This is a genomic window from Streptomyces lonarensis (genome assembly GCF_012033735.1).
GTDB lineage: Bacteria > Actinomycetota > Actinomycetes > Streptomycetales > Streptomycetaceae > Streptomyces > Streptomyces lonarensis.
Genome location: NZ_JAAVJD010000154.1, coordinates 1 through 13,258 on the forward strand (window position 1 = coordinate 1; position 13,258 = coordinate 13,258).

Genomic DNA, 13,258 nt, shown 5'->3' on the forward strand with positions numbered 1-13,258 from the left:
GCGCAGCGGCGCCGGGCGGCCCGGCCGAGCGGCCGCGCCGTCGACCGCGTGCTGACGAGCGCGTGCCGACGAGCGTGGTGGCGCGAAACCGGGCCGGGCGTTCCGCCCACCCGGCGCGGCCGCGAGGTCAGGGAACGACGACGACCGGGGTGCCGACCTCGGTGAACTCCCACATCGCCTCGCCGTCGGTGGCGAACTGGCGGATGCCGCCGGTCGGGGTGGTGGAGTCGGGGTCGGGGGTGGAGCCGTCGGTCGCGGTGGAGAAGCCGAAGACCACGGCGCCTGGGGCGTCGAACCCGATGACGTTCTCGATCGGGACACCGTCCGATCCGGTGATCCGCTCGGTGCGGGCGCTGACGAGGTAGCTGCCCGGGTCCGGGTCGACCGAACTGCGGTGGACGGGATAGGTGGTGGTGACCTCGTCGCCGAGGCCGTCGTCCGCCGGGTCCACCAGCCACACCCGCTGCTCGGACAGGCCGTAGACGACCCGCTTGCCCTCGCCGGACTCCGGCGGGAGCGGGTGCTCCTCGCCGCCGGCCTCCCCGTTCGGCTCCGGCTCGTCCTCCGCGCCCTCGGTGGCGTCGCCGCCGGGCTCCTCGCCCGGGGAGTGCTCACCCTCCTGGCCGCCCGCGGGCTGCTCGACGCCGGGCGGCGCGGCGCTCGGGTCGCTGTCCTGCGCGGCCGACGCCTGGTAGGCGAAGAAGCCGACGACCGCCAGCGCGACGACGGTCAGTACGGAGACGAAGGCTCCGGGAGAGGCGTGGGTTTCGGAGCTGCCGCGTGCCACGATGCGCTGTCGCCTGTTCTCTTCGGAACATCAGATGAAGGGGCCCGGAGAGGGCCGGGGACGACGGTAGCAGTCCCACCGCCCGCCGACGCCCGGAACCGGCCGCCCGGCGGTGGCCCGCCCGCCCGGCGGGTGGCCCACCCGCCCACCCGCCCGCCCGGTGGCGGTCGGGGCCGGGCCGACGCCGCCGCAGCCATAAACTGGGTGGGTGCTACTGCTCGCGCTCGACACCGCCACCCCCGCCGTCACCGTGGCCCTCCACGACGGGACCCGCGTCCTGGCCGCGGGCGACACCGTGGACGCCCGCCGCCACGGCGAACTGCTGCTGCCCACCGTCGACCGGGTGATGACCGAGGCCGGCCGCACCCTCGCCGAACTCACCGGCGTCGTCGTCGGCGTCGGTCCCGGGCCGTACACCGGGCTCCGGGTGGGCCTGGTCACCGGCACGGCGCTGGCCGCGGCCCGGTCGGTGCCCGTCCACGGCCTGTGCAGCCTCGACTCCCTGGCGTACGCCTCCGGTCTCACCGAGCCGTTCCTCGTCGCGACCGACGCCCGCCGCCGGGAGGTGTACTGGGCCCGCTACGAGGACGCCCGGCACCGCACCGGCGAGCCGGAGGTCGGGAGGCCGGCGGAGCTGGCCGAGGAGGTGCGCGCGCTACCCGCACTCGGCGCGGGGGTCGCCCAGTACGCCGACGACTTCCCCCGCTTCCTCCCGGACGCGCCGCTGCACGCCTCCGCCGCCGCGCTCGCGTCGCTGGCCGCGGAACTCCTCGCCGCGGGCGAGGAGTTGGCAGCGCCCAGCCCGCTGTACCTGCGGCGCCCCGACGCCCAGGTGCCCGCCGGGTACAAGGTCGTCACCCCGCCGGCGCCGCCGGCCCGGGACTCGTGACCGACGCCCCGCTCACCGGTGGCGGGCCCGGCGCCCACGGGGGAGACGGGGGCGGGGTGCGGATCGTCGCCATGCGCTGGTGGCACATCGGCCACGTGCTGGAGCTGGAGGAGCGCCTCTTCCCCGAGGACGCCTGGTCGGCGGGGATGTTCTGGTCGGAGCTGGCGTACGCCCGCGGCGCCGCGCGCAGCCGCCACTACGTGGTGGCGCTCGCGGCGGACGGCGCCCTCGCCGGCTACGCCGGTCTCGCCGCCGCCGGGGACTCCGCCGACGTCCAGACCATCGCCGCCGCGCCCGCGTTCCAGGGCACCGGACTCGGCTCCCGGCTGCTGCGCGACCTGCTCGACGCCGCCACCGCGTTCGGCAGCCGGGAGGTCTTCCTGGAGGTGCGGACCGACAACGAGCCGGCGCAGCGGCTCTACCGCCGGTACGGCTTCGAACCGCTCGGGGTGCGCAAGAACTACTACCAGGCGGCCGGCATGGACGCCCTGGTCATGCGCCGGGACCACTCCCGGCCGACGGGGACCGGCGCCGGCGGTGCCGCCACCCGGTGACACCCGGCAGCACCCGGTGACCCCTGTGGCGCCCCGTACCGCCCGGTGACGGCGGTCCGACCGGGCACCGACCACCTGCCGACGGAGCGCCCCGCGCCCCGGCGGCCGAACCCGAGGAGAGGACAGCGGCTGTGACCATCGCCCTGATGTGGGAGGCCAAGGCGGTCGAGGGCCGCGGCGAGGAGTTGCTGACCTGGGCGCGCGCCCGACGGCTCGACCCGGAGCCGTCGCGCCGCGAGACCTTCGCGGCGCCCGGCGAGCGTGTCCTGGTGATCACCTGGTGGGACGGGGAGGACGACCTGGCGGCGGAGCTTCCGGAGCTGCCGGCGCCCGAGCCCGGCGTGGCCGCCCGGCCGGTGCACCGCTGGCGCTTCCGCCAGGTCTGACGCACCCGCACCGCGCCCGCTCCCGTCCTCCCGCCCCCGCCCGCGCGGCAGCCGCCCCGGCTGCCGGACCACCTGGTGCGCGCCCCCTGGTCGCACCTGTTCCCACCGGCCCCGACCTGCGGTCGATCACGTGTACCAGGCACGCAACAACTCCGTCACGGCCCTCCGGAGCGCGCGCGGGCGCGCATACGATGCCCGGGCGGGCCGGGCTCCCGACCACCCCGGCTCCGACCGGCCGGGCGGCGGAGCCGCGACCGACCGGCCCGCGTCGTCGCGCCGGACCGACCGGGCGCGCCGTGGGCGAGCCGAGGGGGAGGCCCGATGAGGGCGAGCGGAGACGGGCCGATACGGGTCCGCCCCGTCACGGTGGTGGCCGCGGTACTGGCCGCGGTGCTGGCCGTGCTGGTGACGGCGCCGGGCGCCGCCGCCCGGGCCCTGCCCGCCGTCCCCGCCGGGCAGCCGGCGGCGCTGCCCGCCCAGGACGGCACCGACCCGGGTGACGAACCCGCACCCGCCGACCCCGCGCCGGGGGCGGAGCCGGACATCGACGAGGAACCGGGCGCCGCCCCGGGGCAGGCCGCCCACTTCGCGGAGCTGCTGGCGGAGAACCCCGTCCACATCAGCGACGCCGTGCCGCGCAGCGTGCCGCGCTCCACGGCCCCGCTCTACGCCGAGCAGCTCGACCGGCTCGACGTCCCCGCCTACCTGCTGGTGCTGCCGTACGGCACGGTCCGCGGGGGCGACACCCGCACCATGCTGGCGCGGATCCACGACCGGCTCGGTGAGGACGGCGTCTACCTGCTGCTGAGCGGCGGCCGGCCCTACGCCTCCGCGTTCGGGACCGACCTCCCCGCCGACGCCGCCGCCGAGATCGCGGCGCAGGACCTGCCGCGCGACGCCGGAGCGCTGCGGGTCGTCACCGAGTTCGTCGACGTCCTGATCGAGGGCGACACCGCGAGCCGACTGGCCGAGGTGCGCGCCCGCGACTACGAGGACCGGCCCGGCGAGATGTTCATCTCCCACAGCGACCGCCGCAACCAGGCTTTCCTCACCGGGCTCGCCCTCGCGGGACTGCCGCTGCTGGTGCTGAGCGTCGCCGGGGCGATCCGGCTCGCCCGCCGCCGCGGCCGCTGGCCGTTCCTGGTGGGCGTACCGCTCGCGGTGGCCGCCGGGGCGGTGGTCCCGGTGGTCGCACCGCAGGTCTTCGACCAGACGGTGACCCACGACCACGCCCTGCCGACCGACGAGGACCTCTCGCTGCGCGTGGAACGCCTCGCCGCGGCGCTGGACGACGGCCCGTTCCACGTCGACCCCGAGCTGCCGTCCTCGTTCACCCCCGAGGACCGGGCGGAGATCACCGAACGGCTCGCAGCACTGCCCGAGCCGGCCTTCGTCCTGACCGTCGCCTCCGACCGGGACGCCGAGGTCGGCTACCGGGTCGACGACCTCGCCCACCTGCTGCGCGCCGAGACCGGCGAGGACGGCACCTACGTCCTGCTGGAGCCGGGACGCCAGGACGTCCGGCTCGTCGGCTACGGCTCCGCCCTGCCGCTGCGGGAGATCCGCGACGAGATCCGGGAGGCGGGGGACGCCGCCCTCGACGCCGAGGAGCGGCTCACCGACGGGGAGGTGCTCGACCTCCTCCTCGACGAGCTGGAGACCGCGGTGCCCGACCCCGACAGCTGGGAACGCACCCTCGACCAGGACTGGTACGAGGCGCCCGACCTGGCGGCCGACCGCACGCTGGGCTCCCTCTACGACGAGGACTTCGGCGGGGGCATCGCCGCCGGGGTGATGGGGGCGCTGCTGCTGGGCGGCGCCTTCCTCGGGACCGGCGCCGTCCTCGGCCACCGCCGCCACGGCCCCGGCGCCGTGACGACCCCCGCCCAGCGCGCCCGTGCCAAGGACCGGGCGCTGGAGGCCGAACTCCGCAAGGAGGTGCAGGCGTCGGCGCCCTCCCGGCCGAGCGTCCGGTGGCTGCGGAACACCGCCGCCACCGAACTGCGCGGCCTGGTCGCTGCCTGCGCCGCGGCGGACCGCGACGGCAGCCACGACGCCGCGGTCCGCGACCGTGCCGTCCACGCGCTGGACGCGGCGACGCTGCTGCTCGACAGCGACGGCTCGGGCCGCACCGACCCGGACACCCCGCCGGCCGAGGTACTGGCCGCCCTGGTGCTGCTGCGCGCCGGCAGCGCGGTGCTCGCCGATCCCGCGGCGCTCTCCGCGCGGCTGTGCTCGGTCAACCCGCTGCACGGACCGGCCACCACCGCCGAGACGCTGTGGAGCATGCCGAACCGCAAGCCCGCCCGCCGGGCGCTCTGCGGGCCGTGCGGCTCCTACTTCGGCGACCGCGCCGCCGCCCGCCGGGCGCCCGTCGTCGCCGGGTTCACGCTCTGCCTGCCGCGGGAGCGCGACGCGAAGCCCGACCCCGGCGTCGTCGCCGCCGGCGCCGCCCACGGGCCGTGGGGCAACCGCTGGACCCCGTACCACCTGCTCGCCGGCCCGCTGCGCCAGGACCGGCCGCGCGGCGTCGACGTGGAGAAGCTCATCACCGCCGCCCGGGAGGCCCGAGGTGTCCACTGACCGCATCCGCCGCGCTCCGGCGCCGCGCCGGACGACCGCCCCCGGCGCGCTGCTGCGCGGCGCCGCCCGCGGGCTCGCCGCCGTACTGCTGCTCGCGACGGCCGCCGCCCCCGCCCTCGCCCAGCAGGACGAGGACGACCGGACCGCCGCCGAGCGCATCGCCGACAGCCTGCGCGAGTCGCCCGTCCACGTCGACCCGTTCTTCGAGCCGGCGCTGCCCGAGGACCGGCAGCGGGAGCTGGCGGCCGAGATCGAGGAGACCGGCCTGCCCTTCTACGTCGTGCTGGTGCCGGTGGTGCAGGGCGACGACTGGGACGGCTCCACCGAGACGATGCTGGAGGTGGTGCGCGACCGGATGGGCATGGCGGAGAACGAGCCGATGGTGGCCGTCACCAACAGCGACGGCGGCGTCCGCCACCTGCGGGGCTTCGAGTGGCCGTGGACGCCGGAGAGCGAGGGCGAGGCCGCGGTGCGCGCCGTCAACCTCGACCGCTCCTCCTACAACGCCTCGCTGTACTCCCGGCTCTCCCGCATCGTGGAGCTGACCGACGCGGGCGAGGGTCGCGCCGAGTACGACCGCGTCCACGAGGAGCTCACCGAGGGGATGCCCGAGCAGACGGAGGAGGGGGACGGCGCCGCCGGTGACGGCGGGACCGGTGGGGTCTCGCTCACCGCGGTGGCGCTGGTCGTCGCGCCGCTCCTGGCGGTGACGGCGGGCGTCGTGGTGCTGGTGGCGCGGGCCCGCCGCGGGCAGCGGTACCAGGTGCCCGCGACGGTGTTCGAGGTGGCCCGCACCGCCGGCGAGGACGAGCTGCGCCGCCGCGCCCGGCAGGAACTGGTGGAGTTCGGCGAGCGGCTGAGCGACCACGACGTGCCCCTCCCCGGCGCGGAAGAGGCGGCCGCCGAGCCCTCCCGCCCCGGGCGCCGGGGGCGGCGCACCCTGCGGGTGCTGCGCCCCTCGGCCGACCCGGGCCAGGCGCTGCACCAGGCGCTCGACGCCTACGCGGCGGCCGGCACCGTGCTGGACGGCGCCCGGGACGTACCCGACCTGGTCGGGGTCGTCGCGCTGGTCGCGGAGGGCACGGCGGCGCTGGACGGGACCTCGGCACCGGCACCGGGCGTCGAGCCCGGGCGGCTGTGCTTCTTCCAGCCGCTCCACGGGCCGGCGGGGCCGCGCGTGCGGTGGCGGCAGGTCGGGCGGACGACCGCGCTCAAGGTGCCCGCCTGCGGACACTGCGCGGACGCGGTCCGGGCGCACCGCCCGCCGGAGGTGCTGACGGTGCGCCGGGACGGCCGGGACGTGCCGTACTTCGACGAGCCCGCCGAGCGCAGCGTGTGGGCCGCGTCCGGCTACGGGGCGTTCGGCGGGGGCTCGCTGACCGAGCGCGTACGCCGGGGAGATTTCACCCGGACGAGGGGACGCTGAACCCGCCGCGACGCCGCTCGCGCCCCCCCGATGCGGTCGGCGTCGGGCGCGGTCAGACGCCGACGCGGCGGCGCGGTCGGGCGTTGTCACGCTCGCGCTGGTAGGCCTGCCAGCGCGCCACGCCCGCCTCGCCCGGGGGCACCGGGCTCTCCTGCCCGGCCTCGACGGGCAGGCAGCCGAGGGCTGCGGCGAGCCGGTGGACGTAGGCGACCGCGTCGTCGCCGGTGCCGCGGAGGTGGAGCAGAACGGCGGGGACCGGCTCCGTCTCCCCGATCGCGAGCTCCATCGACCACTGCGGGCCCACCAGGGAGCCCCAGGCGGGGTCGGTGAGGTCCACCGCGGGGACGGCGGCCCGGATCGCGGCGCCCACCTCGGCGACGGTGCCGAGCGTGACGGTGCCGAGCACGGCGGCGCCGGGGGCGGGGACGGCGTGGGGAGTGCGGCCCTCGGGTTCCTCCCCGGCGGAGGTGGTGCCGTCGGCGGGCGGAGTCAGCAGAACGTCCCAGCTCATGCGAATCCTTACGTGACGGGGGCGGCGCGGGCCGCGCCCGGGCGGACGGTCGCGTACGGCGGGCCGCGGCCCGCCGCATCGTCGCCGCCATGGTCGCACCGACCGGGGACGTATCCGACGGGGGGTCAACCGGCGCACACGCCCCCGGGGCGGGTGCGCGGCGCCCGCCGCCGGTCGGCTCGGCAGCGTTCGGCCCCGGCGGCTGTCAGGCCGGCCCGGCGGCGGGGTGGCCGAGCATCATGAGCGGCCCGTCGGCGGAACGGGTCAGGAAGAGCGTGGCGGTGGCGCGGTGCCGGCGGGGTTCGAGGCGGAGCTTGGCGCGCAACTCCTCCGGTGTCATGGCGAAGCCGCGCTTCTTGACGGTGAGTGAGCCGATGCCGCGTTCGCGGAGCAGCGCCTTGAGCCGCTTCAGCCCGAAGGGCAGCACGTCGGTCAGCTCGTAGGCGGTCGCCCGGCGGGTGGGCAGCAGCGCGTCGGCGGTGACGTAGGCGATGGCCGGGTCGAGCAGCCGGCCGCCGACCTCCGCCACGACGTCGGCGACGCCGCGCGCGCGGATGACGGCGCCGTCCGGTTCGTAGAGGTACCGGCCGGCGCCCCCGACCGGTGGTTCGGCGGTCTCAGCGGTGAGGAAGCTGTCGCCGGCGGGGAGCAGGGTGGCGCGGTAGCGGCCGGGCTGCCCGGTCCCGAACCAGATCACGGCCTCCTTGACGGCGCCGCCGTCGGAGACCCACTCCGTCTCTGCGTCGGCCGGGAGGTCGGTGTGGTCGATGCCGGGTCCGGTCTTCAACGCGGCGACGGGCACGCGCCGCGCGGCCGCCACCGACCAGGAGAGCGCGGGTGAGTAGGCCTCCGGGTCGAACCGGCGGCTGCCGCCGGCGCGGCGGGCGGGGTCGACGAACAGCGCGTCGCAGTCGCCGAGCTCGGTGGAGGTGACGTCGTCCTGCCGGACCTCGACCCGCTCGCCCACGCCCAGCGCGTCGGCGTTGGCGCGGGCGGCGGCACAGGCGAGCGGGGAGCGGTCCACGGCGAGCACCCGGATGCCGGCGCGGGCCAGCTCCACGGCGTCCCCGCCGTTGCCGCAGCACAGGTCGGCGACGCGGCGGACGCCGAGGTCGGCGAAGCGCCGGGCGCGGTGCCGGGCGACCTCGGCTCGGGTCGCCTGCTCGACCCCGTCGGGGGTGAAGAACATGCGGGCGGCGTCGGCGGGCGCGAACTTGGCGGCGGCGCGGCGGCGCAGCGCCGCCTGGCTCAGCGCGGCGGAGACCAGCTCCGCGGGGTGCTCGCGCCGCAACCGCGTGACCAGCGCGATCTCGTCCTCCGGGCGGTGGCCGTCGGCGAGCCGGTCGAGGAGTGCCCGGCCCGGTCCGGTCAGCAGTTCCCGGAAGGCGGCGGCGTCGGCGGCTTCGCCCTGCCGCCGGTCGGCGGGCTCGGGCGCTGGGTCGGGGGAGTGCGATGAGGCCACACGGGTCATTGTCCCCGCCCGCTCGGAAACGCCTGCACGGGGCGGCCGGGTCGCAATGCCACGATCCGAAGTCATGAAAATGCGACAAGTAGTACCAGATGGTGCGCGCACCGCCCCGACGTCCGCCCCCACCGCGGCGGGTCGCGGAGGCCGAACCCATCGACGGTTCCTGCTCGGGGGTGTCGCACTCCTCGCACTCGCCGGGGTCACCGCCGGAGCGGTCGGCCCGGGCGCCGCCGGCGCCGCCCGGGCCCCGGCCGAGACGCCCGTGCTGGCGCCGGGGGCACTGCCCGGCGGCGCCGGGGCCGGCGTGCTGCCCGTGGTCGGCGGCGGACCGCTGCCCGGCCTCCCCGGCGTCGCGCCGCCCGGCCTCCCCGCCCCGCTGGTCCCGGATCGGTTCTCCGCCGCCGGCGACGACCGAGCGGACGGCGACGGCCCGGCCGCCGAGGCCGCCCCCGGCCCCCAGGCGCCCCCGCTGATCGGCTGGCCGTTCTCCCCCAGCGGCGCGCTCGCCCTCGGCGCGCCGCAGGCCCGGACGGTCTCCGGCCTGGTCTCCGCCTATGCCGACCGGCTGGAACGCGCCGAGCAGCTGCGCACCCGCGCCGTCGGCAGCTGGAAGCTGCCCAAGGCACCGCTGCGCGCCCCCGCGCCGCCCCGGAAGAAGCCGGAGCTGGCCACCGAGCGCGGGCACATCACCGGCAAGGGGCTGCCGCCGGTCATCACCCAGGTGCCGACCGAGGACAAGGTCGTCTTCCTCACCATCGACGACGGCGCGGAGAAGGACCCCGAGCTGCTGCGCATGATGCGCGAACTCGACATCCCCTACAGCAGCTTCCTCACCGACTACGTCTCCCGGGACGACTACGGCTACTTCCGGACCATGCGGAAGGAGGGCGCCCGCATCCAGAACCACTCGGTCACCCACAAGGAGATGCCCAGGCTGTCCCTGGCGGAGCAGCGCAAGGAGATCTGCGACCAGCAGGACATCCTGGAGAAGGAGATCGGGGAGCGGCCCACGATGTTCCGGCCGCCCTACGGCGCCTACAACCGGGACACGTTGAAGGCCGCCGCGGAGTGCGGGGTGGACGTGGTGCCGCTGTGGACCGCGGAGGCGTTCGCCGACCGCATGGAGTGGGGGCGCGGCGACGGCAAGCTCCACCCGGGCGACATCATCCTCACCCACTTCCGCGGCAAGGGGCAGTGGGGCGGCAGCATGACCGACATGGTCCGGCTCGTGGTGCGCACCGCCACCGAACAGGGGTACGCCATCGGGCGTCTGGAGGACTACGTCTGACCGCCCGTGAGGTGGCGCGGTGGTGTCACCGCAGGTGGGAGCAGGAGCGGAAGCCTCGGCCCGGTCGTCGTCACGACGACCGGGCCGACGTGTATTGGCACTCTGGTTGACTGAGTGCTAACCGGGGCATAGTCTCGCTGTTGGCACTCTCCCCGTGGGAGTGCCAACAGCGCGCGACGCGCAGGTCCGGCACCCGCGACGACGGATCGGCAGGTCGCGCCACCTACAGACATTGACCCCGTGAGATCTCCGAAGGGGGAGGTCGGATCGTGACGACCGCCAGCTCCAAGGTTGCCATCAAGCCGCTCGAGGACCGCATCGTGGTCCAGCCGCTCGACGCCGAGCAGACCACGGCCTCCGGCCTGGTCATTCCGGACACCGCCAAGGAGAAGCCCCAGGAGGGCACCGTCCTTGCCGTCGGTCCGGGTCGCTTCGAGGACGGCAACCGCCTGCCGCTCGACGTGAAGGTCGGCGACATCGTGCTCTACAGCAAGTACGGCGGCACCGAGGTGAAGTACAACGGCGAGGAGTACCTCGTCCTCTCGGCGCGCGACGTTCTCGCCATCATCGAGAAGTAATTCTCCACGCTGTGAGGCCCGCGCCCCGGCTCCCCGCAGGAATGCCGGGAGTAGGGGCGCGGTGCCGTTCGCGTACGAACAGACGTTTCAAGGAATAGGGACACGCAAGCCATGGCGAAGATCCTGAAGTTCGACGAGGACGCCCGTCGCGCGCTGGAGCGCGGCGTCAACCAGCTCGCGGACGCGGTGAAGGTGACCATCGGCCCCCGGGGCCGCAACGTCGTCATCGACAAGAAGTTCGGTGCGCCGACCATCACCAACGACGGCGTCACCATCGCCCGTGAGGTCGAGGTCGAGGACGCGTACGAGAACCTCGGCGCGCAGCTGGTCAAGGAAGTCGCGACCAAGACCAACGACATCGCCGGCGACGGCACCACCACCGCGACCGTGCTGGCCCAGGCGCTCGTCCGCGAGGGCCTGCGCAACGTGGCTGCGGGTGCCTCCCCGGCCGCCCTGAAGAAGGGCATCGACGCCGCCGTCAAGGCCGTCACCGAGGACCTCCTGGCCGCCGCCCGGCCGATCGACTCCAAGGAGGACATCGCCGCCGTCGCCGCGCTGTCCGCCCAGGACCCCCAGGTCGGCGAGCTGATCGCCGAGGCCATGGACAAGGTCGGCAAGGACGGCGTCATCACCGTCGAGGAGTCCCAGACCTTCGGTCTGGAGCTGGACTTCACCGAGGGCATGGCCTTCGACAAGGGCTACCTCTCGCCCTACATGGTCTCCGACCAGGAGCGTATGGAGGCCGTCCTCGACGACCCGTACATCCTGATCCACCAGGGCAAGATCTCCTCCATCCAGGACCTCCTGCCGCTGCTGGAGAAGGTCATGCAGGCCGGCGGCTCCAAGCCCCTGCTGATCATCGCCGAGGACGTCGAGGGCGAGGCCCTGTCCACCCTCGTCGTGAACAAGATCCGCGGCACCTTCAACGCGGTCGCCGTCAAGGCCCCCGGCTTCGGTGACCGCCGCAAGTCGATGCTCGCGGACATGGCCACCCTCACCGGTGCCACCGTGATCTCCGAGGAGGTCGGCCTCAAGCTCGACCAGGCCGGTCTCGACACCCTCGGCACCGCCCGCCGCGTCACCGTCACCAAGGACGACACCACCATCGTCGACGGTGCCGGCAGCTCCGAGGACGTCGCCGGTCGCGTCGCGCAGATCAAGGCCGAGATCGAGTCCACCGACTCGGACTGGGACCGCGAGAAGCTCCAGGAGCGCCTGGCCAAGCTCGCCGGCGGCGTCTGCGTCATCCGCGTCGGTGCCGCCACCGAGGTGGAGCTCAAGGAGAAGAAGCACCGCCTCGAGGACGCCATCTCCGCCACCCGCGCCGCGGTCGAGGAGGGCATCGTCTCCGGCGGTGGCTCCGCCCTGGTGCACGCCGCCAAGGTGCTGGAGGGCTCCCTCGACCTCGCGGGCGACGAGGCCACCGGTGCCGCCGTGGTCCGCCGCGCCGCCGTCGAGCCGCTGCGCTGGATCGCCGAGAACGCCGGCCTGGAGGGTTACGTCATCACCTCCAAGGTCGCCGAGCTCGACAAGGGCCAGGGCTTCAACGCCGCCACCGGCGAGTACGGCGACCTGGTGAAGGCCGGCGTCATCGACCCGGTCAAGGTCACCCGCTCCGCCCTGGAGAACGCCGCCTCCATCGCCTCCCTGCTGCTCACCACCGAGACCCTCGTGGTGGAGAAGAAGGAAGAGGAGCCGGAGGCCGGCGGTCACGGTCACGCCCACTGACCCACCGCCGTACAGCGGTCCGCCCCCGGGCGGACCGCCCCGCGCACCACGGTGCCCCCGGACCGACAGGTCCGGGGGCACCGGCGCGTCCGTCGTCCGGCGGTCGTCGTCCGGCGGTCCGCCGTGGGGCGTCCGGCGCCCCGGCGGACCGTGCGCGCCGCGTCAGGGCAGCTGCGCGGAGTCCGAACCACCGCGCTTGGGGCCGTACTTGCGGCCCGCCCGTGAGGAGACACCGCCCAGCGCCGACCGGGGGACCAGCTTCGAGGCGCCCAGCAGCACCTTGTACCGCGGGTCGGGCACCGACAGCGACCGCCCCCGCGCCAGGTCGCGCAGCCCCGCGTCCACCACCCGGTCCGCGTCCAGCCACATCCACCCGGGGATCGACGAGGTGCCGATCCCCGCCCGCTGGTGGAACTCGGTCCGCACGAATCCCGGGCACAACGCCATCAGCCGCACCCCGCTCCCGGCCAGGTCGTGCGCGGCGCCCTGGGTGAACTGCACGACCCACGCCTTGGTCGCCCCGTAGGTGCCGCGCGGCACGAACGCGGCGACCGACGCCACGTTGACCACCCCGCCGCGCCGCCGGCGCCGCATCGGCTCCGCCGCCGCCGAGGTCAGCCGCAGCACGGCCTCGCAGTGCACCCGCAGCATCCGCAGCTCGTCGGCGACCGGCACCTCCAGGTAGCCGCCCTTGAGCGCGAACCCGGCGTTGTTGACCAGCAGGTCCACCGGGTGGCGGGTGTCGCCCAGCCGCTCCTCGACGGCGACCAGCCCGTCCTCCTCCGCGAGGTCGGCGGTGAGCACCGCCACCTCGACCCCGTGCCGGTCGTGCAGTTCGGCCGCCTGCCGCTCCAGGCGTTCGGTGTCCCGCGCGACCAGCACGAGGTTGTGCCCGTCCAGGGCCAACCGCCGAGCGAACGCGGCCCCGAGCCCGGCCGTTGCTCCCGTGATCAATGCAGTTGTCATGCCACGACCGTAGCGTTCCCGGGGCCGCGCCGCGCCTGTCGCCCCGGCGGGGCGCACGCCCCGGGAGCGCGACCGGCGGGCGCCGCCGCCGGTC

General features: G+C 75.7%; 12 protein-coding genes. 8 read left to right on the forward strand and 4 right to left on the reverse strand.

Going from position 1 to position 13,258, the window contains the following annotated elements; all coding sequences use genetic code 11:
- Positions 1 to 127: 127 nt before the first annotated feature.
- Positions 128 to 787: a L,D-transpeptidase gene (locus tag HCN56_RS17665; RefSeq protein ID WP_167972289.1), complete on the reverse strand. Its 660-nt coding sequence runs from the start codon at positions 785 to 787 to the stop codon at positions 128 to 130.
- Between the two features lie 208 nt (positions 788 to 995).
- Here HCN56_RS17665 and tsaB point away from each other — a divergent pair, with 208 nt between their 5' ends.
- The 5 genes from tsaB to HCN56_RS17690 all read left to right on the forward strand — a co-directional run bounded on the left by tsaB (position 996) and on the right by HCN56_RS17690 (position 6,625).
- Positions 996 to 1,676 carry a tRNA (adenosine(37)-N6)-threonylcarbamoyltransferase complex dimerization subunit type 1 TsaB gene (gene tsaB / locus HCN56_RS17670; RefSeq protein ID WP_167972291.1) on the forward strand — a complete coding sequence of 227 codons (681 nt, stop codon included), beginning with the start codon at positions 996 to 998 and terminating at the stop codon, positions 1,674 to 1,676.
- 71 nt (positions 1,677 to 1,747) lie between these two features.
- On the forward strand, positions 1,748 to 2,230 hold the full coding sequence (gene rimI / locus HCN56_RS17675) for a ribosomal protein S18-alanine N-acetyltransferase (RefSeq protein WP_167972305.1): 483 nt from the start codon (positions 1,748 to 1,750) through the stop codon (positions 2,228 to 2,230).
- Positions 2,231 to 2,361: 131 nt separating this feature from the next.
- Entirely contained in the window at positions 2,362 to 2,616 is a 255-nt protein-coding gene (locus HCN56_RS17680) for a hypothetical protein (protein WP_167972293.1), read from the forward strand.
- 321 nt (positions 2,617 to 2,937) lie between these two features.
- Positions 2,938 to 5,199, forward strand: a complete 2,262-nt coding sequence (locus HCN56_RS17685; protein ID WP_167972295.1) for a hypothetical protein — start codon at positions 2,938 to 2,940, stop codon at positions 5,197 to 5,199.
- Complete coding sequence (locus tag HCN56_RS17690) at positions 5,189 to 6,625, forward strand: hypothetical protein (protein ID WP_167972296.1); 1,437 nt, start codon at positions 5,189 to 5,191, stop codon at positions 6,623 to 6,625. Before HCN56_RS17685 ends, HCN56_RS17690 begins: the two co-directional genes overlap by 11 nt.
- A gap of 52 nt (positions 6,626 to 6,677) precedes the next feature.
- On the opposite strand, the gene HCN56_RS17695 is transcribed toward HCN56_RS17690, so the two are convergent.
- Entirely contained in the window at positions 6,678 to 7,136 is a 459-nt protein-coding gene (locus HCN56_RS17695; protein WP_167972298.1) for a hypothetical protein, read from the reverse strand.
- A gap of 205 nt (positions 7,137 to 7,341) precedes the next feature.
- Positions 7,342 to 8,607: a class I SAM-dependent methyltransferase gene (locus HCN56_RS17700; protein WP_167972299.1), complete on the reverse strand. Its 1,266-nt coding sequence runs from the start codon at positions 8,605 to 8,607 to the stop codon at positions 7,342 to 7,344.
- Positions 8,608 to 8,671: 64 nt separating this feature from the next.
- Here HCN56_RS17700 and HCN56_RS17705 point away from each other — a divergent pair, with 64 nt between their 5' ends.
- The 3 genes from HCN56_RS17705 to groL all read left to right on the forward strand — a co-directional run bounded on the left by HCN56_RS17705 (position 8,672) and on the right by groL (position 12,198).
- Positions 8,672 to 9,892, forward strand: coding sequence for a polysaccharide deacetylase family protein (locus HCN56_RS17705; protein WP_312871284.1), 1,221 nt, complete (start codon positions 8,672 to 8,674; stop codon positions 9,890 to 9,892).
- A 269-nt stretch (positions 9,893 to 10,161) separates the two neighbouring features.
- Positions 10,162 to 10,470: a co-chaperone GroES gene (gene groES, locus HCN56_RS17710; protein ID WP_167935241.1), complete on the forward strand. Its 309-nt coding sequence runs from the start codon at positions 10,162 to 10,164 to the stop codon at positions 10,468 to 10,470.
- A 111-nt stretch (positions 10,471 to 10,581) separates the two neighbouring features.
- Complete coding sequence (gene groL / locus HCN56_RS17715; protein ID WP_167972301.1) at positions 10,582 to 12,198, forward strand: chaperonin GroEL; 1,617 nt, start codon at positions 10,582 to 10,584, stop codon at positions 12,196 to 12,198.
- Positions 12,199 to 12,360: 162 nt separating this feature from the next.
- Here the strand turns inward: groL and HCN56_RS17720 are convergent, their stop codons facing one another.
- Positions 12,361 to 13,164 (reverse strand): SDR family NAD(P)-dependent oxidoreductase, encoded by an 804-nt coding sequence (locus HCN56_RS17720; protein ID WP_167972303.1) that lies wholly within the window; start codon positions 13,162 to 13,164, stop codon positions 12,361 to 12,363.
- Positions 13,165 to 13,258 lie beyond the last annotated feature (94 nt).